The 19339-nt window shown below is 64.8% G+C and carries 19 protein-coding genes and 1 pseudogene; 13 read left to right on the top strand and 7 right to left on the bottom strand.

From position 1 onward, the window contains the following. The first annotated feature begins 17 nt into the window (after positions 1-17). From ACNJX8_RS39525 to ACNJX8_RS39560, 8 genes and pseudogenes are all read left to right on the top strand, one after another. A complete protein-coding gene (locus ACNJX8_RS39525) occupies positions 18-896 on the top strand; it encodes a shikimate dehydrogenase (protein WP_439358998.1) in 879 nt (292 codons plus the stop codon). Positions 897-952: 56 nt separating this feature from the next. Beyond that, on the top strand, positions 953-2083 hold the full coding sequence (locus ACNJX8_RS39530) for an ABC transporter substrate-binding protein (RefSeq protein ID WP_128936913.1): 1131 nt from the start codon (positions 953-955) through the stop codon (positions 2081-2083). Positions 2084-2244: 161 nt separating this feature from the next. Then, a pseudogene (locus ACNJX8_RS39535) lies at positions 2245-3119 on the top strand (branched-chain amino acid ABC transporter permease). Next, a complete protein-coding gene (locus tag ACNJX8_RS39540; protein ID WP_128940229.1) occupies positions 3116-4114 on the top strand; it encodes a branched-chain amino acid ABC transporter permease in 999 nt (332 codons plus the stop codon). The pseudogene ACNJX8_RS39535 and the gene ACNJX8_RS39540 overlap by 4 nt, the downstream one beginning before the upstream one ends. Continuing rightward, complete coding sequence (locus ACNJX8_RS39545) at positions 4111-4854, top strand: ABC transporter ATP-binding protein (protein WP_128955854.1); 744 nt, start codon at positions 4111-4113, stop codon at positions 4852-4854. Before ACNJX8_RS39540 ends, ACNJX8_RS39545 begins: the two co-directional genes overlap by 4 nt. A gap of 11 nt (positions 4855-4865) precedes the next feature. Further along, positions 4866-5603 carry an ABC transporter ATP-binding protein gene (locus ACNJX8_RS39550; RefSeq protein ID WP_439359000.1) on the top strand — a complete coding sequence of 246 codons (738 nt, stop codon included), beginning with the start codon at positions 4866-4868 and terminating at the stop codon, positions 5601-5603. Next, a complete protein-coding gene (locus ACNJX8_RS39555; protein WP_439359001.1) occupies positions 5600-6658 on the top strand; it encodes a Gfo/Idh/MocA family protein in 1059 nt (352 codons plus the stop codon). Before ACNJX8_RS39550 ends, ACNJX8_RS39555 begins: the two co-directional genes overlap by 4 nt. Beyond that, positions 6655-8526 (top strand): bifunctional sugar phosphate isomerase/epimerase/4-hydroxyphenylpyruvate dioxygenase family protein, encoded by a 1872-nt coding sequence (locus ACNJX8_RS39560; RefSeq protein WP_439359002.1) that lies wholly within the window; start codon positions 6655-6657, stop codon positions 8524-8526. The genes ACNJX8_RS39555 and ACNJX8_RS39560 overlap by 4 nt, the downstream gene beginning before the upstream one ends. 303 nt (positions 8527-8829) lie before the next feature. Here ACNJX8_RS39560 and ACNJX8_RS39565 read toward each other — a convergent pair whose 3' ends face one another. Continuing rightward, positions 8830-10002 (bottom strand): ABC transporter substrate-binding protein, encoded by a 1173-nt coding sequence (locus ACNJX8_RS39565; protein ID WP_128936920.1) that lies wholly within the window; start codon positions 10000-10002, stop codon positions 8830-8832. A gap of 312 nt (positions 10003-10314) precedes the next feature. Between ACNJX8_RS39565 and ACNJX8_RS39570 the strand changes: the two genes are divergently transcribed. Then, positions 10315-11580, top strand: a complete 1266-nt coding sequence (locus tag ACNJX8_RS39570) for an NAD(P)/FAD-dependent oxidoreductase (protein WP_128936921.1) — start codon at positions 10315-10317, stop codon at positions 11578-11580. Between the two features lie 296 nt (positions 11581-11876). Here ACNJX8_RS39570 and ACNJX8_RS39575 read toward each other — a convergent pair whose 3' ends face one another. The 3 genes from ACNJX8_RS39575 to ACNJX8_RS39585 are packed head-to-tail and all read right to left on the bottom strand — an operon-like array spanning position 11877 to position 14703. Then, entirely contained in the window at positions 11877-13088 is a 1212-nt protein-coding gene (locus ACNJX8_RS39575) for an ABC transporter substrate-binding protein (protein ID WP_439359003.1), read from the bottom strand. A gap of 59 nt (positions 13089-13147) precedes the next feature. Continuing rightward, entirely contained in the window at positions 13148-13471 is a 324-nt protein-coding gene (locus tag ACNJX8_RS39580) for a 2Fe-2S iron-sulfur cluster-binding protein (RefSeq protein ID WP_128955858.1), read from the bottom strand. An 11-nt stretch (positions 13472-13482) separates the two neighbouring features. Beyond that, the gene (locus ACNJX8_RS39585) at positions 13483-14703 is read right to left on the bottom strand and encodes a cytochrome P450 (RefSeq protein WP_439359004.1); all 1221 of its coding nucleotides are present in this window, start codon (positions 14701-14703) and stop codon (positions 13483-13485) included. An 83-nt stretch (positions 14704-14786) separates the two neighbouring features. Here ACNJX8_RS39585 and ACNJX8_RS39590 point away from each other — a divergent pair, with 83 nt between their 5' ends. Further along, positions 14787-15293, top strand: coding sequence for a MarR family winged helix-turn-helix transcriptional regulator (locus ACNJX8_RS39590; RefSeq protein ID WP_128936925.1), 507 nt, complete (start codon positions 14787-14789; stop codon positions 15291-15293). Positions 15294-15555: 262 nt separating this feature from the next. Here ACNJX8_RS39590 and ACNJX8_RS39595 read toward each other — a convergent pair whose 3' ends face one another. Beyond that, the gene (locus ACNJX8_RS39595; protein ID WP_128936926.1) at positions 15556-16182 is read right to left on the bottom strand and encodes a glutathione S-transferase family protein; all 627 of its coding nucleotides are present in this window, start codon (positions 16180-16182) and stop codon (positions 15556-15558) included. Positions 16183-16358: 176 nt separating this feature from the next. Here ACNJX8_RS39595 and pyrE point away from each other — a divergent pair, with 176 nt between their 5' ends. Together pyrE and ACNJX8_RS39605 are read left to right on the top strand one after the other, a co-directional pair. Further along, positions 16359-16922 carry an orotate phosphoribosyltransferase gene (gene pyrE, locus ACNJX8_RS39600; RefSeq protein WP_091885388.1) on the top strand — a complete coding sequence of 188 codons (564 nt, stop codon included), beginning with the start codon at positions 16359-16361 and terminating at the stop codon, positions 16920-16922. A 248-nt stretch (positions 16923-17170) separates the two neighbouring features. Continuing rightward, the gene (locus ACNJX8_RS39605; protein ID WP_128936927.1) at positions 17171-17944 is read left to right on the top strand and encodes a DUF2865 domain-containing protein; all 774 of its coding nucleotides are present in this window, start codon (positions 17171-17173) and stop codon (positions 17942-17944) included. Between the two features lie 157 nt (positions 17945-18101). On the opposite strand, the gene ACNJX8_RS39610 is transcribed toward ACNJX8_RS39605, so the two are convergent. Continuing rightward, entirely contained in the window at positions 18102-18533 is a 432-nt protein-coding gene (locus tag ACNJX8_RS39610) for a hypothetical protein (protein ID WP_091884794.1), read from the bottom strand. A gap of 189 nt (positions 18534-18722) precedes the next feature. Here ACNJX8_RS39610 and ACNJX8_RS39615 point away from each other — a divergent pair, with 189 nt between their 5' ends. Beyond that, positions 18723-19013 carry a GIY-YIG nuclease family protein gene (locus ACNJX8_RS39615; RefSeq protein ID WP_439359005.1) on the top strand — a complete coding sequence of 97 codons (291 nt, stop codon included), beginning with the start codon at positions 18723-18725 and terminating at the stop codon, positions 19011-19013. Between the two features lie 71 nt (positions 19014-19084). Here the strand turns inward: ACNJX8_RS39615 and ACNJX8_RS39620 are convergent, their stop codons facing one another. Then, complete coding sequence (locus ACNJX8_RS39620) at positions 19085-19318, bottom strand: hypothetical protein (protein WP_439359006.1); 234 nt, start codon at positions 19316-19318, stop codon at positions 19085-19087. Positions 19319-19339 lie beyond the last annotated feature (21 nt).

Here is a 19339-nt window from a genome sequence, read left to right on the forward strand (position 1 = left end):
CGAGACGATAGCGAACCATGTCGAAGCGCGGATACGCCGCCAGCAAGAAGCTTCTCACCGGCCTGATCGGCGCGCCGATCGCGCATTCCGCGTCCCCCGCCATGCATGAGCGCGCCGCCGAGGCGCTCGGCCTGCGCGGCCACTACCAGCTCATTGAAGTGGCCGGCGCCGATGCGACCGGGCTCCGCATGATGCTCGAAGGAGTGCGGCGGCTCGGCTTTGCCGGCGTCAATGTCACTTACCCTTACAAGGAAGCCGTGGTCCCGCTGCTCGACGCGCTGGCGCCGGGCGCTGCCGCCATGGGTGCGGTCAACACCGTCGTCGTCAGGGACGGCCGGTTGACCGGCCACAACACCGACACCACCGGCTTTGCGCGCGCGGTGGCCCCGCTGCTGGCCCCGTCCGTCAATGCCGTCGCCGTGATCGGCGCCGGCGGCGTCGGCAAGGCGATCGCGTTTGCGCTGGCGAGCCTGGACGTGACCGACATCCGCATTTTTGACAGCGAACCTGCGCGCGCCGAGAAACTCGCCTCGCTGCTTGCCAGGCAGGGCGGCGCGAGGATGGCCGGAAGCGTCGAGGATGCGCTCGATGGCGCAACCGGCCTCGTCAACGGCACGCCGGTCGGCATGCTGCCGAACCGCGACACGCCAGTGCCGGCGGCGCTGCTCAGGGCAGACCTGTGGGTCGCCGATGCCGTCTATTCGCCGCTGATCACGCCGCTGCTTGCCGCAGCGCGAGAGAAAGGCGCTCGGATCATGACCGGACGCGAGCTCGCGATCTTCCAGGCCGCCGACGCCTTCGAACTGTTCACGGGCCTTGCCCCATCGACCGAGATCATGGGAGAGGCTTTTGATACCGTGATGGCCGCGCGCAGCGCCGCCTATCAGGCAGCTTGAGACGAAGCGGCCGGGCACAAGGCCGCTTGCAAGATTTGAAACGGGAGGAGAGGACGATGAAATCAACGCTACTGGTGGGCGCGCTGCTCACCGCCATGACGGCAACGAGTGCCTTTGCCCAGGCGATCAAGCTCGCCGACGTCGCCGAGCTCTCGGGCGGCGGCGCCACCGTCGGCACCAATTGGAAGAACGGCATCGACCTCGCGATCGAGGAGATCAACGCCAAGGGCGGCGTGCTCGGCCGCAAGCTCGAGGTCACCCACGCCGACTCGCAGTCCAACCCGGGTGTCGCCCGCGCCCAGGTGCAGAAGGCGCTCGACGCCGAGCCCTATGTGCTGCTCGGGCCCGGCTATTCCGGCTCGGTCAAGGTGACCGCGCCGCTCGCCGCCGAAGCCGGCATCGCGCAGATCATGGGCGGCGAGGCCGCCGAGCTGACGCAAGCAGGCAACAAGTTCCTGTTCCGCACCTCGTTCGGCCAGCAATCCTCGATGCCGAAGGTCGCCAAATACATCCACGACGAGATGAAGGCGAAGTCGGTCGCGGTGGTCTGGGTCAACAACGATTTCGGCCGCGGCGGCCGCGACGTCATCGTGAAAGAACTCGACCGGCTCGGCTCCAAGGTGGTCGCCGACCTCTCGACCGAAGCGGGCCAGGCCGATTTCGCCGCCGACGTCGGCAAGATCAAGGCTGCCAATCCCGATGCCGTGTTCGTCTACCTGAACGAAGAAGAGAGCGCGCGCATCCTGAAAGAACTGAAGCGCCAGGGTGTCACCGCGCCGCTGATGGGCGAGACCACGCTGATCGGCCAGAAGGTGATCGAACTCGCCGGCGATGCCGCCAATGGCGCGCGCGGCCATGTCGGCCTCACCACCGACGCGCCGGTCGACCTCATCAAGGCGTTCCGCGAGAAGTTTTCCAAGAAGTACAATTACGTCCCCGACCACAACGGCCTGAAGGGCTATCTCGCCGTCTACATGGTGAAGGCCACCACCGAGAAGATGGGCAAAGTCGACCCGAAGAAGTTTGCCGACACGCTGCACGGTCTGACCATCAAGGCCGCGGACGAGCCGGGCATCCTGATGGACGTCACCTTCAGCGACACCGGCGACATCGACCGCCAGAGCTTCCTGGTCGAGGTGGTCGAAGGCAAGCAGGTGGTGAAGCAGGTGCTGCCGAAAGTGAAGTGATCTTCGCCTCTCCCCGCCTGCGGGGAGAGGCCGGAATTTGCAGAGCAAATTCCGGGCGAGGGGGAACCTCCGCGAGTTCGACTGTCACCGAATTCGCAGAGACTCCCCCTCACCCCGACCCTCTCCCCGCAAGCGGGGAGAGGGAGAGGAGAGAGGGGAACATGTCGAGCCTATTCGATCTTCTGGTCGCGGGACTTGCCACCGGCGCCATCTACGCGCTTGTTGCGGTCGGCTTCACGCTGCTGTGGCAGACCTCGCAGACCATTAATTTCGCGCAAGGCGAGTTCGTGATGCTGCCGGCGTTCCTGATGCTGGCGGTAATGCATGTCGGCGCGCCGTTCTGGCTCGCGATCATCCTCGGCATTCTCTTGTCGATGATCCTGCTCGGCCTCGCCTTCAAGCTGCTGCTGGTGGATCCAATGATGCGCCACGGCGTGCTGCCGCTGGCGATCGCGACCATGGCGCTGGCGATTGGCATCAAGGAATCCGTCAAGCAGTTCTTCAGCGCCGAGGCCTCGCCCTTCCCGTCGATCGTGCCGACTGGCGACATCTCCATTCTCGGCCATGCGGTGTCGCTGCAAAGCATCGGCGTGCTCGTCGTCGCTATTCTCGCTGTCTTCGGACTGACGGCACTTCTCAACCGCACCTCGCTCGGCCACCAGATGCAGGCGGCAGCGCAAAACCCGACGGTGGCGCGCATCATCGGCGTGCCGGTCGAGCGCATGATCCTGCTGACCTTCCTGATCAACGCCTTCCTGGTGGCGCTGGCTTCGCTGCTGATCCGCCGATCTATCTCGCCAAATTCTCCTCTGGCGAAGTGCTGGGCCAGGCCGCCTTCATCGCCGCGATCGTCGGCGGCTTCAACCAGGTGCGCGGCGCGATCGCCGGCGGTCTCTTGATCGGCGTGCTCGACAATCTCGCGGCCGCCTATGTCTCGACGCAGTACCGCGCCGCGGTGCCGATGATCTTCCTGATCGCCGTCATCCTGTTCCGGCCGCAGGGCTTGCTCGGCCGCGCCGAGGAGCGCACCGTATGAGCGGCTTCGCCAAACCCCTGAAGATCGCGCTCGGCCTTGCCGTCATCGCTGCGCTGATTATCGTTCCCATGAACTTCAACCGCTACGGCCTGTTCATCCTGAGCCAATGGGCGGTGATGAGCATCGCCGCGATGGGGCTCAACCTCACGCTCGGCTATGCCGGCCAGGTCTCGCTGGCGCAGGGCGCGTTCGTCGGCATCGGCGCCTATGCGGCGGCGATCATGACCACCCATGGCTGGCCGCTGCCGGCGGCGATTCTGGTCGCGATTGCCTTAAGCTTCGCGGTCGGCTGGGTGCTCGGCTATCCGGCGTTGCGCGTGCAGCATCACTACCTCGCCTTCGTCACGCTCGCCTTCTCCACCCTCGCCTTCCTGGTGTTCCGCAACGAGAGCTGGCTCACCGGCGGCATTTACGGCATCTCCAACATCCCGCGCCCGCACATCTTTGGGCTAGCGACCAACAAGCCGCTGCCGTTCTACTATGTCTGCCTCGGCTCGCTCGCGATCGTGTCGCTTGCGGTGTGGTGGCTGATCCGCTCGCCCTGGGGCCGCGCCTTCATGGCGCTGCGCGAAAACCCGCTGCGCGCGCAGTCGCTCGGCGTCGACACCCGCCGCTACACGCTGATGGCGTTTGCGATCGGCTCGGCGCTTGGCGGCGTCGCCGGCGCACTCTATGCGCCGCTGACGCAATATATCGATCCGGTGCCGTTCAACCTGTCGCTCTCACTCGATCTGCTGATGATGGTGATCGTCGGCGGTGCCGGCTTCTATTTCGGCCCCTTCCTCGGCGCGATGATCGCCGTGCTGCTGCCGGAATGGCTGCGCTTCACGGAGGGCTATTATCTCATGCTCTACGCAGTCGCCGTCATGCTGCTGCTGATCTGGTCGCCAACCGGCATCCTGGGAATTCTCGACCGCGCCATGGCGGCACGGCGGACCAAGGCAGCGTCCGCGCTGCGTGCCGTCGCAAAATCCCGCCTGGAGACGGTGCAATGAACGCGGTCCTCGAGGTTACGAATATCAAGAAGAACTTTGGCGGCATCAGCGCCGTCGACGGCGTCTCTTTCGATGTGCGCGAGGGCGAGATCCTCGGCCTGATCGGCCCGAATGGTTGCGGCAAGTCAACCCTGTTCAATTGCATCCTCGGCCAGCTCACGCCATCAGGCGGCGAGGTCAAGCTCGACGGCAAGCTCGTCACCGGCCTGCGGCCCGCCGAGCTCAACAAATTAGGCGTCAGCCGCACCTTCCAGCTCCTGCAGGTTTTTCCAAAGCTCTCGGTGCGCGAGAACCTGATCCTCGCGGGCCAGGAGCACCAGGGCAACATGGCCTCGCGACTGGTCGGCCGCTCCGATGCCGGGCTGACTGAGGCCGCCAACCAGATGATCGGCTTCTTCAAGCTCGACCATCTCGCGGACGAGCCGGCCGGCGGCCTCTCCTATGGCCAGCAGAAGCTGCTCGATGCCGCCATGGCCTTCATGGGCGGCCCGCGCCTCGTGCTGCTCGACGAGCCCGCCGGCGGCGTCAACCCCTCGATGCTGGCGGACCTCAAGGACCGCCTGGTCGCGATCAACCGCGAGAAGAACGCCACCTTCGTCGTGATCGAGCACAACATGGAATTCGTGATGTCGCTGTGCTCCCGCGTCATGGTGATGGCGGAAGGCAAGGTGCTGGCGATGGGACGGCCGGACGAGGTGCGGAAAAATCCTGCCGTGATCGAAGCCTATTTGGGTCATTGAAGGAGCGAGCCATGAGCGACCCGATCCTCTCGGTTCACAATCTCGTCGGCGGCTACGGCAAGATGACGATTTTGAACGGCACGACCTTCGCCGTACCTCAAGCCACGATCACGACGATCATCGGCCCGAACGGCGCCGGCAAGTCGACCGTGTTCAAGGCGATCTTCGGCCTGCTCAAGTTGCGCGAGGGCAAGATCAGCTTTGCTGGCCGCGACGTCACGAACTTGAGCCAGCGCGCGCTGCTCAATGCCGGCATCTGCTACGTGCCGCAGGGCCGCAACATCTTTCCCGAGCTGTCCGTGCGCCACAATATCGAGCTCGGCGGCGTCGCTGCCGGGAAGGGCCTCGACCTGCCGAGGCGGATCGAGGCGGCACTCGACCTGTTCCCGGCGCTGCGGCGGAAATCGACGCAGCAGGCCTCCACGCTCTCCGGCGGCGAGCAGAAACAGCTCGAGATCGCCCGCTCGCTGCTGCTCGAACCAAAGCTGGTGCTGATCGACGAGCCTTCGATCGGCCTGTCGCCGCTGATGGTGCAGCAGACCTTCGATATCCTCAAAAGCTTGCGCGACCGCGGCGTCACGATCCTGATGATCGAGCAGAACGCACGCTCGGCGCTGGAGATTTCCGACATCGGCATCGTGCTCGAACTCGGCCAGACCCGCATGGTCGATGACGCCAAGCGCATTTTGAACGATCCCCGCATCGGCCAGCTCTTCCTGGGCGGTGCCATGGAAGAGAGCGCGGCATGAGCGCCAAGATACGCATCGCCGTTGCCGGCGCGGGCCTGATCGGCCGCCGCCATATCGAGCTGATCGAGGCATCGCCGGATTGCGTGCTGGCCGGCATTGCCGATCCTTCGCCGGCCGCTGGCGATTTTGCGCGGGCGCACAACACACCCTGGTATGCCGATCATCGCGCATTGCTGGAGCAGGAGAAGCCGGACGGGCTGATCATCGCCTCGCCGAACACGCTGCATCTGCCCATGGCGCTCGACTGCGCCGCGGCGGGCGTGCCGGCGCTGATCGAAAAGCCGGTGACCGACAGCGTCGCAGCGGCACGTCGCCTCTGTGAGGCGGTCAAGCGCAGCGGCGTGCCGATGCTGGTCGGTCACCACCGCCGCCACAATCCGATCATCAAGTCGGCCCGCGAGGCTGTCGCGACCGGCAAGCTCGGCCAGCTCACCGCAGTGGCCGGGCTGTGGCTGCTGAAGAAACCCGACGATTACTTCGAGGTCGCCTGGCGGCGCGAACAGGGCGGCGGGCCGCTGCTGATCAATCTGATCCACGACATCGACAATCTCCGCTTCGTCTGCGGCGAGATCGCCGAGGTGCAGGCGCTGACGTCAAACAAGGTGCGTGGCTTTGCGGTCGAAGACACCGCCGCGCTGCTGCTGCGCTTTGCCAATGGTGCGCTCGGAACGGTGACGATCTCCGATGCAACGCCGGCACCCTGGAGCTGGGAGCTGACGGCGGGCGAGAACGCGGTCTATCCCAGACAGGACCAGCCCTGTTACGTCTTCGCCGGCACCAACGGCTCGCTGTCGGTGCCGACCATGGAGCTGTGGTCGTATTCAGACAATCCCGGCTGGCACGCGCCCCTGGTTCGCGAGCCCGTCGCACTCTCCGCTTACGATCCGCTCGCCGAGCAGCTCAGACATTTCCAGGCCGTGATCGCGGGCCGCGAGCAGCCGCTGATCTCGGTCGAAGATGCAATGGGCACGCTCGCGGTCGTGGAAGCCGTAAGCGAAGCCGCGCGCACGGGACACACGGTATCGCCGGGCCGGATCATGGAGCAGGCAGCATGAACAAGCGCTCGATTGCAACGGTTTCCCTCTCCGGCGCACTGGACGAGAAGCTCCGCGCCATCGCAGCCGCCGGGTTCGACGCGGTCGAGATCTTCGAGAACGATCTACTGTCGTTCGGCGCCAGCCCGCGCGAGGTCGCGCGCCTCTGTAAGGACCTCAATCTCGAGATCTGCGCGTTCCAGCCGTTCCGCGATTTCGAAGGCATGCCGGAGCCGCAGCGTTCGCGCAACTTTGCCCGCGCGGAGCGCAAGTTCGATTTGATGCAGGAGCTCGGCACCGATCTCCTGCTGATCTGCTCCAACGTTTCGCCCGCCTCGCTCGGCGGCATCGACCGCGCCGCGGACGATTTTCGCGAGCTCGGCGAGCGTGCGGCGAAGCGTGGCTTGCGCGTCGGCTACGAGGCGCTGGCCTGGGGACGCCATGTCAACGACTACCGCGATGCGTGGGAGATCGTGCGCCGCGCAGATCATGCCGCGATCGGCATCATCCTCGACAGTTTTCATGCGCTGGCTCCGGGATTTCCGACGCGCGCGATGGCCTCGATCCCCGGCGACAGGATTTTTCTGGTGCAGCTTGCGGACGCGCCAAAGCTCGAGCTCGACATCCTCTCCTGGAGCCGGCACTTCCGCTCCTTCCCCGGCCAGGGTGACCTGCCGGTCGGCGAGTTCATGGCGGCGGTCGCGGCGACCGGCTATGCCGGGCCGCTGTCGCTGGAGATCTTCAACGATCAGTTCCGCGCCGGTTCGGCGGCGCAGACCGCGATCGATGGCCTGCGCTCGCTGATCCTGCTCGAGGACCAGCTCGCACCAGATTGGCCAAAGCTCGTCCACGAGCCGCTGGCGCCGAAGGCCGGGAGCTACGGTACCGGCTTCGTCGAATTCGCCGTCAACGAGACCAAGGCGGGCGAACTTGCCCGCCTGTTCGCACAGCTCGGTTTCCGCAAGACCGGCAAGCACCGCAGCAAGGCGGTGGAGCGCTGGTCGCAGGGCAAGGTCGAGCTCGTGATCAATTGCGAGACCGACGGCTTCGCGCATTCGCATTACGTCACCCACGGTCCCGGCGTCTGTGCGATCGCGCTCGACGTTGACAATGCGGGCCTTGCCATGCAGCGCGCCGAAGCGCTCAAGGCGCGCACCTTCTATCAGCCTGTCGGGCCGGGCGAGCTGGAGATCCCGGCGATCCACGGCGTCGGCGGCAGCCTGCTCTATTTCCTGGATCAGGCCGGCAAGAACTGGGATACCGATTTCGAACCGGTCGCGAGCGAGACGAGCGCGGATGCACTGCTGGCGGTCGATCACATCGCGCAATCGATGCCCTATGACGAGATGCTGTCCTGGCTGTTGTTCTACACCGGCATTCTCGACCTGACGCGGCTGCCGCAGATGGAGATCGCCGATCCCAGGGGGCTGGTGCAGAGCCAGGCCATCATCAACGCAGACCAGAGCCTGCGCTTCGTGCTCAACGGTTCGTCCGCCAACCGCACACTGCCGTCGCGCTTCATCTCGGAGTTCTTCGGCTCCGGCGTGCAGCACGTCGCGTTCTCGTGCCGGGACATCTTTGCGACGGTCGCGGAGATGCGCAAGCGGGGCGCGGATTTCCTGGACATCCCTGACAATTACTACGACGACATCGAAGCCAAATACGACCTCGCGCCCGAGCTGATGGCGCAACTGCGCGCCAACCACATCCTCTACGACCGCGAGGGTAACGGCGAATTCTTCCAGGTCTACACCCACATCTTCGACGAGCGCTTCTTCTTCGAGATCGTCGAACGGCGAAACTATCAGGGCTTTGGCGCGGCCAATGCCGGCATCAGGCTCGCAGCGCAGGCCCGCGAAGTGCGCCCATCGAGCGTGCCAAGAGCGTAGGTGTCTTCGCCTCTCCCCGCCTTCGGGGAGAAGCCGACGCGCGTAGCGCGGCGGGTGAGGGGCACTCTCAGCGAGTCACCTGACAATCGGGGGCAACGCTCTTCCAACGCGTCATTGCGAGCGCAGCGAAGCAATCCTCTGGATTGCTTCGCGGAGCCTGTCATCGGGCCGCGCTTCGCGCGGACCCGTTGGCTCGCAATGACGGTGTGGGAAGCATCGAGGAATTCGACTGTCTCCGTCCCCGCGGGGGCTCCCCCTCACCCTACCCTCTCCCCGCAAGCGGGGAGAGGGAGAAGCGAGACCTCACTTCATCTTGCACTTGTCGTGGAAACGATCCTGATCGTGCTCGACGATGGTGGCGACGGTCTTCAGTGCGAGCTGGCCGTCGGCGTCCTTGACCACGTCCTGCAGGTAGAAGTTCTGGATTGGGATGTGGTTGTTGCCGTATTTGAACGGGCCGCGCACCGATTTGAAGTTGACCTTCTCCATTTCGGCCTTCATCGCGTCCTTCTTCGAGGTGTCGCCCTTCACGGCGACGACCGCGCTGTTGATCAGGTTCGCGGCATCATAGGACTGCGCGCCGTAGAAGGTCGGGCGCAGGCCGGTATACTTCTTGCGGTAGTCGGCGACGAATTTCTTGTTCTCGTCGTTGGGCAGATCGTTGACCCATTGCTGAGCGCCGGGCACGCCGAGCGCGTTGTCCTTCTGCAGCGGCAGCGACAATTCGTCGATCGTGAAGGCGGTGTAGAGCGGAATCTGCGCTTTGATGCCGGCCTGGGCATATTGATTGAGGAACTGGACGCCGGCCGCGCCCGGATAGAACACGAAGATCGATTCGGCCTTGGAGTTCTTGGCCTTGGTGAGCTCGGCGGAGAAGTCGAGCTGGCTCGGCCACACCGTGTATTCCTCACCCACGACCTGACCCTTGAAGGTGCTCTTGACGCCGGCCAGCATGTCCTTGCCGGCGGCGTAGTTCGGGCCGATCAGGAACACCGACTTGACGCCCTTCTGGTTCATATAGGTGCCGACCGCCTGCGGGGTCTGGTCGTTCTGCCAGGAGGTCGAGAACACGTAAGGCGAGCACAGCTCGCCCGCGAGCTGCGAGGGACCAGCATTGGCCGAGATCAGGAAGGTCTGCGAATCGACCGCGGTCTTGAGCGAGGCCAGCAGCACGTTCGACCAGATGTAGCCGACGATGAAATCGACCTTGTCGGATTGCACCAGCTTCTCGGTCTTCTGCTTGCCGACATCCGGCTTCTGCCCGTCGTCCTCGTAGATCACCTCGACCGGCTTGCCGCCCATCTTGCGGCCGAGATGGTCGAGCGCGAGCTCGAAGGAATTGCGCATGTCATTGCCGATTACGGCGGTCGGGCCGCTGAAGGTCGAGACGAAGCCGATCTTGATGGTGTCGCCGGCGAATGCCGGATTTGCCAGCACCAGCGCCGCTGCGCCCGCCAGCCAGAATGCCGTCCTCATAACCACTCCCCTCCTTGATTATCGATCCCGGAAACGGGGTGATCGCCGCACCGGGCCAGTCTTTATTGAACGCAAAATCTGTCGAGCCGCCAATGGCTCAGCGTCCGTCCCTGCACCATATTTCGCCAGAATTGGGGATGGCAAGAAATATAATTCTACTCACTTCGGCCAAGGCATGGTCAAGGCTGCGGCACTTTTTCGCGGCGGATCGATACACCAGGCCTATGCGGCGATTGATGACGGCTATTGGACCGCGGCGCCCAATCCGCACTTAAATGAGAAGGTAGAGCAGCGAGATTCGAGGGGCACATCATGACCACGACACCGCACCGCGTCGTCATAGTCGGAGCCGGCTTTGGCGGGCTGGAGACGACCTACCGGCTCGCGGGCGCGCCGGTCGAGATCACGCTGATCGACCGTCGCAACCATCATCTGTTCCAGCCGCTGCTCTACCAGGTCGCGACTGCTTCGCTCGCGACCAGCGAGATCGCCTGGCCGGTCCGCCATCTCATGCGGGGCCGGCGCGAGGTGACGACGCTGTTTGCGACGGTGAGCGGCGTCGACACCGACAGGCGCTGCGTGCTGATCGACGACGGCAGCGAGGTGCCTTACGACACCCTCGTGCTCGCCACCGGCGCCCGGCACGCCTATTTCGGCCATGACGAATGGGAGCAGTTCGCGCCCGGCCTGAAGACGCTGGAGGACGCGACCACGCTGCGCCGGCACATCCTGGTGGCATTCGAGCGCGCCGAGCGCGAGACGGATCCGGAGAGGCGCGCGGCGCGGCTGACCTTCGTCATCGTCGGCGCCGGCCCGACCGGCGTCGAGCTCGCCGGCACCATCGCCGAGATGGCGCACCACACTCTGCCCGGCGATTTCCGCAACATCGACACGACGAAGGCGCGCGTCGTGCTGATCGAAGCCGGCCCGCGCGTGCTCGCGGGCTTTGCCGACGACCTCTCGGCTTACGCGCAAGCCTCGCTGGAGAAAATCGGCGTCGAGGTGGTGCTGGGGCAACCCGTGACCGAGATCGACCGCGACGGCGTGGTGTTCGGCGGCACGCGGCTCAACGCCAAGACCAGGATCTGGGCCGCCGGCGTGCGCGCTTCGCCCGCTGCCGAATGGCTGGGCGCACCAAGCGATCGCGCCGGGCGCGTGCAGGTCGAGTCCGACCTGACGATTCCGGGCCATCCCGAGATCTTTGCGATCGGCGACACCGTCAACATCAATGCCTGGGAGGGCAAGCCGGTGCCCGGCATCGCGCCCGCGGCCAAGCAGCAAGGTCGCCATGTCGCCGAGACCATCAGAGCGCGGCTGCGTGGCGAGACGAAGGGCGCCTTCCGCTACAAGCACGCCGGCAGCCTCGCGCAGATCGGCAAGCGGCTCGCGGTGATCGACTTCGGCCGCATCAAGCTGCGCGGCACCATCGCGTGGTGGATCTGGGGCATCGCCCACATCTACTTCCTGATCGGCCTCCGCCACCGCCTCAGCGTCGCGCTCAGCTGGCTCTGGATCTACTCCCGCGACCAGCGGGCGGCGCGGCTGATCACGCAGGGGAGCAGCAAGGTGGTTGGGTGATCTTCTCCCTCTCCCCGCTTACGGGAGAGGGTCGGAGTGAGGGGGAGTCTCCGCGGGGACGGTGAGAGTTGAATCCTTCGATGTTCCCCCATCGTCATTGCGAGCGCAGCGAAGCAATCCAGCATCCCTCCGCGGGAAGACTCTGGATTGCTTCGCTGCGCTCGCAATGACGTGCTGAAAGATCGTCGTTCCCAGAGACACCTGTCTCGCGGAGACTCCCCTCACCCGCCGCGCTACGCGCGTCGGCCTCTCCCCGCAGCGGGGAGAGGCGAAGGACACCGCGCTCGCGGCTACAATCACCTCACCAGCTCGCAGCCGCCCTCGGCCAGCGGGCGGAACGCCTGGTCCGCTGGGATGGTCGAGACCAGCTTGTAATAGTCGTAGGGATATTTCGACTCCTCCGGCTTCTTCACCTCGAACAGGTACATCGGATGCACCACGCGGCCGTCCTGGCGGATGATGGTGTCGCCGAACAGCTTGTCCTTGCCCCTAAACTTCTTCATCTCGGGCACGACGTTCTTGGCATTGTCGCTGCCGGTGGCGGCGACGGCGTTGAGATAAGCGAGCGTGGAGGCGTAGACGCCGGCCTGGTTGCCGCTCGGCATCTTGCCGTTCATGCCCGGACGCGCGGCGAAGCGTTTTGCAAACGCGCGGGTGTCATCGTTCATGTCCCAGTAAAAAGCTTCCATGAGCTGGAGCCCTTGCGCGACCTTGATGCCCATGCCGTGAACGTCGTTGATGAAGAGCAGGAAGGCGACCAGCTTCTGGCCGCTCTGCTGGATGCCGAACTCGGCGGCCTGCTTCACTGCGTTGATGGTGTCGCCGCCGGCATTGGCAAGGCCGATCACCTGCGCTTTCGAGCTTTGCGCTTGCAACAGGAAGGACGCAAAATCGGAGGTGCCGAGCGGATGCTTGGATGAGCCGATCACCTTGCCGCCATGCGCACCGATGTATTTCTGCGCTTCCGACTCGATGCCCTTGCCCAGCGCGAAATCGACCGTGAGGAAATACCACTCCTTGCCGCCGCGCGACACCATCGCCGCTGCCGTGGTGTTACCGGTCGCCCAGGTGTCGTTGACCCACTGGATAGTGTTGGGCGAGCAGGCCTTGCCGGTGAGATCGGAGCTTGCGGTCGAGGACGCCAGGAACGTCATGCGGCTGTCGCGCAAGAGCGTGTTGATGGAGAGCCCCACGGCCGAGTTCGGCACGTCGACAATGGCGTCGACGCCTTCGACATCGAGCCATTTGCGCGCGATGGCGCTGCCGACATCGGCCTTGTTCTGATGATCGGCATAGACGATCTCGACCTTGATGCCTTTGCCGCCGCCGTTGAAGTCTTCCGCCGCCATGCGCGCGGCCTCGACCGAGCCCATGCCGTTGGTGTCCTGGAAGATGCCGGAGATGTCGTTGAGCACGCCGACGCGCACGACATTGTCGGATATCTCGGCGCTTGCCGCGCCGGTCACCAGGCTCGCAGCCAGTGCGAGCGCCCACTTCAGATGCTTCATTGTTTCCCTCCCCTGTTGGATGTGTTGCCGCGCCGATCGTTGCCGGCGCAATTCAAGCTTCAGACCTGCCGCTCCGGCAGCTTCACGACGAGCCCGTCGAGCGCGGGCGTGACGTGGATCTGACAGGACAGCCGGCTGTTCGGCAGCCTCTCGCTCGCGGTGCCGTCGAGCAGCGCATCCTCGTCGCCCGCCATATCAGGCAGGCGCGTCAGCCAGCTCTCGTCGACATAGACGTGACAGGTCGCACACATGGCGTTGCCGCCGCATTCGGCCAGAATGCCGACGAGGCCGTGGCGGGTCGCGGCCTGCATGGCGCTCTCGCCATCGCCGGTCTCGACGCGGTCGAACTTGCCGTCCGGATGGATGAAGGTGATGGCGGGCATAAAACTCCTCGTCAGGCCGGGGTGATGGTGACAGGCAGGCTATCGAGCCCGCGCAGCGTGTTGTTGAAGCGGCGTTTTGGATCGCCCGTGATCTCGATCTTCGCGATGCGTCGGGCCAGCGCCATCAGCATCACCTCGCCTTCGAGGCGGGCGACGAGCTGGCCGACGCACATATGGATGCCGGAGCCGAAGCCGACATGGCCGGAGGTGCGGCGGGTGATGTCGTAGCTGTCGGGCTTGTCCCAACGCCGCGGATCGCGGTTGGCGGCGGCGAGGAACATCAGCACTTTCTCACCCTCGCCGATCTTCGCGCCGGAGAGCTCGACCTCCCGCGTCGTGGTGCGGAAGAAGGTCTGCACCGGGCTTTCGAAGCGCACGGCCTCCTCGAAAGCGCCGCGCGCGAGCGAGAGATCCTTTCGCAGGCGCTGCCATTGATCCGGGAAGCGCGCGAGGCAATAGACCGCGGCGCCGATGCCGTTAACGGTAGTGTCGAGGCCGGCCGACAGCAGCGAGCGCACCAAGAGTGGCGCTTCGGTCGCGGTGATCTCGCCGTCGTCGACGCGGGCGTGGATGCAGGCGCCGAATCCGCCGGGCGCCAGATTCTCGCGCTGGCACTGCTCGGCGACATAGGCCTGGTGCGGCGCCGAGCGTTCGATCGCCTCCTGGCGCAACTGGTTGGGCGGGCCGAAGGCGTTGAACACCACGCTCGCATAGGGAATCAGATGCTCGCGTCCCTCCGGCTTCAGCCCGAGCGCATCCGGAAAGATCGAGAGCGGATAGGCCTCGGCAAGATCCGCGATCGCATCGAAGCTGCGCTTCTCCAGCAGCGCATCGACCCGCGCCTCGGCCGCCGCGACAAAGCGGTCGCGCACCTGCTTCATCACGGTCGGCGACAGCACTTTCGACAGCACGGCGCGGGTGCGGGTGTGCGCGGGCGGATCGGCCTCCAGGATCAGGCTCGGCGGCCGCCACGGCGTCTCCTTCTTGAAATCACTGAGGCCGACGCCACGGCTGGAGCAGAAGGTCGCGGGATCGTTCAGCACGGCATGGACCTCTGCATAGCGCGCCACGCCGTACACGTTCCATTTGTCGAGATAGACGACCGGGCCTGCCTCCCGCAGCAATTCATGCGTGGGATAGGGATCGGCGAAAAAATCCATCGCGAAGGGATCGACGTCGAGATGCGGGACGGCGGCGACGCCAGCTGATACGGAGGAGCCGGATGCAGTCATGGAAGACCTCCCTCATTTTGATCTTGTGAAAGGGTGGCGCATGCCCTTAGGTCAGCGGGCCCGCCGCGAGCCAGAAGCCCGACATGCCGCCGTCTTCGACCAGAGTCCGCCAAAAGCCTGCACCCAATGATGCGGGACCGACGCTCGATCTCGATCGTTACGTCCCGGCGTTCGTCACCTTCATCGCCAACAAGCTCTCGAACAGCGCGACCGCGTTCTATCAGCGCCAGTTCGGCGTCAACGTCACGGAATGGCGGATCATGTCGCTGCTGGCGATCGAGCCCGGCATCCCGGCCTCGCGCATCTGCCACGTCATCGGCTTCGACAAGGGGCCGGTGAGCCGGACGCTCGCGGGGCTCGAAAAGCGCGGGCTGGTGTCGATCCGCACCGACCCGAACGATGGCCGCACCCACTCGATCTCGCTCACGGCGAAGGGCCGCGCCACCCACGACAAGGTCATCGTCGCCGCGCTCGAACGCGAGCGGCGCCTGTTGTCCTGCCTTAGCAAGGACGAGCGCGAGGTGCTGATCGACCTGCTCCGCCGGCTGCACGAAAATCTCGGCGCGGTGACCGGCGGCACCGAGCCCTGACAGGCCGCGCGCCGGCTGTCCACTCCCCTCGTGTCCAGGCATGCGTCGGCACTTGCCGACGGCACCAGTCCGGCCGCGCATTGTTTCCTCCGAGATCGGACGCGGCGGTTCCTCCGCCGTCGTCCTTGTCCGGGAAACGGTTCGCACAAATTAGTTGCTTAGGCAACAAAATAATCGGCAGGATAATGCGGCAGGACGGTTGGCCTATTGGGCGAGGCATCTCCTATTCCATCTCCCCTCGTGGGAGAGGAAAAGAGCAACCTCAATCCAGCTTCGCCTCCATCCCCCGCTTTACCGCGGGCCGCGCCATCAGCGCATCGTACCAGCGCTTGACGTTGGGGAAGTCGGCGAGATCGACCTTGTGGCGCGGGTGGCGCCAGGCCCAGCCCAGGATGGCGAAATCGGCAACCGAGAGTTCGCCGGCGACGAAGTCGCGGCCCTCCAGCCGGCGGTCGAGCACGCCATAGAGCCGGCGCGTCTCCGCCATGAAGCGCTTCAGGCCATAGGCGCGGTCCTGTTCGTTCTCGAGCGCGATGAAATGATGCACCTGGCCGGGCATCGGGCCGAAGCCGCCCATCTGCCACATCAGCCATTCGTAGACGGGGATGCGCGCGGCAAGCGATTTCGGCAGGAATTTTCCGGTCTTTTCGCCGAGATAGAGCAGGATCGCGCCGGATTCGAAGATGCTGACGGGCTTGCCGTCGGGACCCTCGGGATCGACGATCGCGGGGATCTTGTTATTGGGAGAAAGCTTGAGGAACTCCGGGGCCATCTGCTCGCCCTTGGTGATGTTCACCGGGATCACCTTGTAGGGCAGCCCCATCTCCTCCAGCGCGACCGAGATCTTGCGGCCGTTCGGTGTGTTCCAGGTGTGCAGTTCGATGGTCATGCCTTGCTTCCCTTCCCCCTGACAGGTTCGGCCCTCACCTACTCCAGAAGGTTGCACCCCCACAACCGGCGGGCCGAGATGGCCGATCCCTGTTGACGGGAGACGCCCCCTCTGGAATGTCGCGGCGGTCGCGGATAAATTCCGCCTCCTTCAAAAACGCTGTTCGAGGGACCGTCGTGTCGAAATCAGCCTCCCGCGCCCGCCTGTTCGAAATCATCCGCCGGCGCTCCTTTGGCCGCGGCGAGGTGACCCTCGCGTCGGGCCGCAAGAGCGATTTCTACTTCAACCTCAAGCCGACCATGCTCGACCCCGAGGGCGCGACGCTACTTGCCGAGCTCACTTACGAGGCGCTGAAAGACGACAAGCTCGATTTCATCGGCGGGCTCGAGATGGGCGCGGTGCCGCTCGCCGGCGCGCTGGCGCAGATCTCCTGGATCAAGGGCCATCCGATCGCGGCGTTCTTCGTGCGCAAGAAACCGAAGGAGCACGGCGCCAAGCTCGCGATCGAGGGCTTGCCCAAGGGCGAGACCTTGGCGGGCAAGCGCGTCGTGATCGTCGAGGACGTCACCACCACTGGCGGCTCGGCGATGAAGGCGGTGGAATCCGTGCGCGAGACCGGCGCCAATGTGGTGCTGGTGCTGACCATGGTCGACCGCGAGGAAGGCGCCACCGACACTTTCGGCGCGGCCGGCCTGCCTTTCCGCTCGCTCTACAAGGCGTCGGAATTCTTGAAGGCTTGAGGCCGCGAAACAGCCCTGGCCGTTACGCTCGGGCGTGGCCCGGAAGCAACGATCTGTCGGAAGCTGTGCCCGGCCTCAAAGAGGTCACGGCCTCGACTTGAAACCGCCTCCGCTCAACTGCTCATTTACCATCCCGCTTTAAGGTGAATCATGTGCCAAGCCCTCGCTGGTCTCGGCCAGGTTCAGTAGCGTCCGTGGAGTGAGCGTTGCGTACAATCTCGTCCCATGCGCGCCGCCGGCGTCGCGCGATGCTTGTGGCCGCCAGCCTTGCAGCACCGCTGCTCGCGGCCCCGGCTCCGGTTTCGGCCGAAGGCCTGTTCGACTTCTTCTTCGGCGGCCTGCAGCAGCAGCGCCCGCAGCGCGAGGTGCCGCAGCAGGCGAGCTCCTACACCGATCCCTTCACCGGCCAGCAGAATGCCGCAACCCCGCAATATGCGCCGCCGACCCGTTCGGCGGCGGCCGGCGGCTCCGGTCCGGCCTTCTGCGTGCGCAGCTGCGACGGCAAATATTTTCCGCTGATGCGCGGGCTCGTCTCGCCGGCGCAGATGTGTCAGGCGTTCTGCCCTGCCAGCGCGACGAAGGTCTATTTCGGCTCCTCGATCGAGGGCGCCGCGTCGCAGACCGGCGAGCGCTACGCCGACAGTGAGAACGCGTTCGCCTATCGCAAGGCGCTGCGCGCCGACTGCACCTGCAACGGGCGCGAGCCGGTTGGCCTCGCCCCGGTCGACCTCGCGCTGGATTCATCGCTGAAGGCCGGCGACGTGATTGCGACCGCCGACGGCCTCGTTGCCTATACCGGCATCCGTGTCGGCAACGACCAAGCTGCGGACTTCACTCCGGTTGCCTCCTATCCCGGCCTCACCGCGCAGGTCCGCGCGCGGCTCGGCGAGATGAAGGTGGCCCCGGTGCGCGCCGAGACCGTGGCGGCGGATGCGCCAGCCGCGGAGATCGTGCGCGAGGCGCTGCCCGACGTGACGGTGCCGAAGACACAGAAGCCGGCGAAGCGGGCGGGATTGGATTAGTCGCGTCCGCCTTCAACAAAGCCGTCATTGCGAGGAGCACTTGCGACGAAGCAATCCAGTCTGTCACGGCAGAAAGATTCTGGATTGCGTCGCGGAGCCTGTCATCGGGCCGCGCTACGCGCGGACCCGTTGTGCTCGCAATGACGGAGATTATGCGCTACCGTCCAATGATCACCCCGATCACGTTCGGCGCCGCCAGATATTTCTCCTCGATCGCCGCGCGCGCAGCGGCACGGTTTTCCGGCGTCAGGAGGCCGCGCTTTTCGGCCAGTATCATCCAGCAAAAGCCCCACCAATCGGTCAGCATGCCCTGATCGTCGACGAGGTCATAACCCTGCTCGGCCGCGAAGATGCGCGCTTGCGCTTCGTCCAGCGTATCGAGGAACAGATGATCGTCGGTCGAAAACAGCTCATCGCTGATGTCGTCGATGGTGTAGCCCCAGATCGACTGGCACACCGCGTTGAACTCGCGGTCGAACTGGTCGTCATCGATCCTCTGGCGCCGCGCCGCCCGATGCAGTCGCGACAGCGACCGCGCGAAATCGGCGATCCGGGTGAGGGCAAATTGATCGAATGCAATGGTGGACATGTAGTCCTCGCGAAGTCTGAAGGACGCTAGATATTGTGTCGGCGAGATGCCGAATCACAATGATATATCAAAGACTTACTAAAGTGTTCTTAATTTGTTCTGATGCTGAGGCGTTCTGGTTGAGAACGTCGTCCTGGCGAAAGCCAGGACCCATTACCCCGGTCGGCGTTGTCTTTGCGAGCTGGAGCCATGAGCACAGGCAGCTACTACGTCTATATCCTCGCAAGTCGTCATCACGGTACGATTTATGTCGGCGTCACCAACGACGTACGCGCGCGGCTTGACTTGCATCGCTCGGGGCGACGCTCCAAGTTCGTGTACAGATACAAGGTATTCCGGCTTGTCCATGTCGAGGCCCTTGCGACACCGCAAGAAGCGATCGCACGCGAGAAGCAACTGAAGTTCTGGAAGCGCGACTGGAAGATCAAGTTGATCGAGCAGGAAAATCCGGATTGGAATGACCGGTCAGGCCTCATCTAGCAGTTGGGGTAATGGGTCCTGGCTTTCGCCAGGACGACGCGCGGAAGCAGTCTCGCCTCGTCCCAACGCCCTCAATTCACCGCCGACATCAGCCTGTCCCCGCACGCGCTCGCATAAAACTTGCCGCCGCATTGGCGCTTGATGGCGGCACAGCGGGCTGCTGGCGTTGCGTTTTGCGGGAGCGAGACGGCGCAGCTGAGGCCGTCGGCGCTGCGGCCCATTTTGCTGGCGGCGGAGGCGGCGGTGGAGGCGCTGATGCAGACAATGAGCAGGGTCGCAGTGGCGATTTCGATCAGCAGTCTCATCAGAGGTCTCATGGGTCTCCT

The sequence above is a fragment of the Bradyrhizobium sp. SPXBL-04 genome (assembly GCF_051853035.1).
Lineage (GTDB): Bacteria > Pseudomonadota > Alphaproteobacteria > Rhizobiales > Xanthobacteraceae > Bradyrhizobium > Bradyrhizobium zhanjiangense.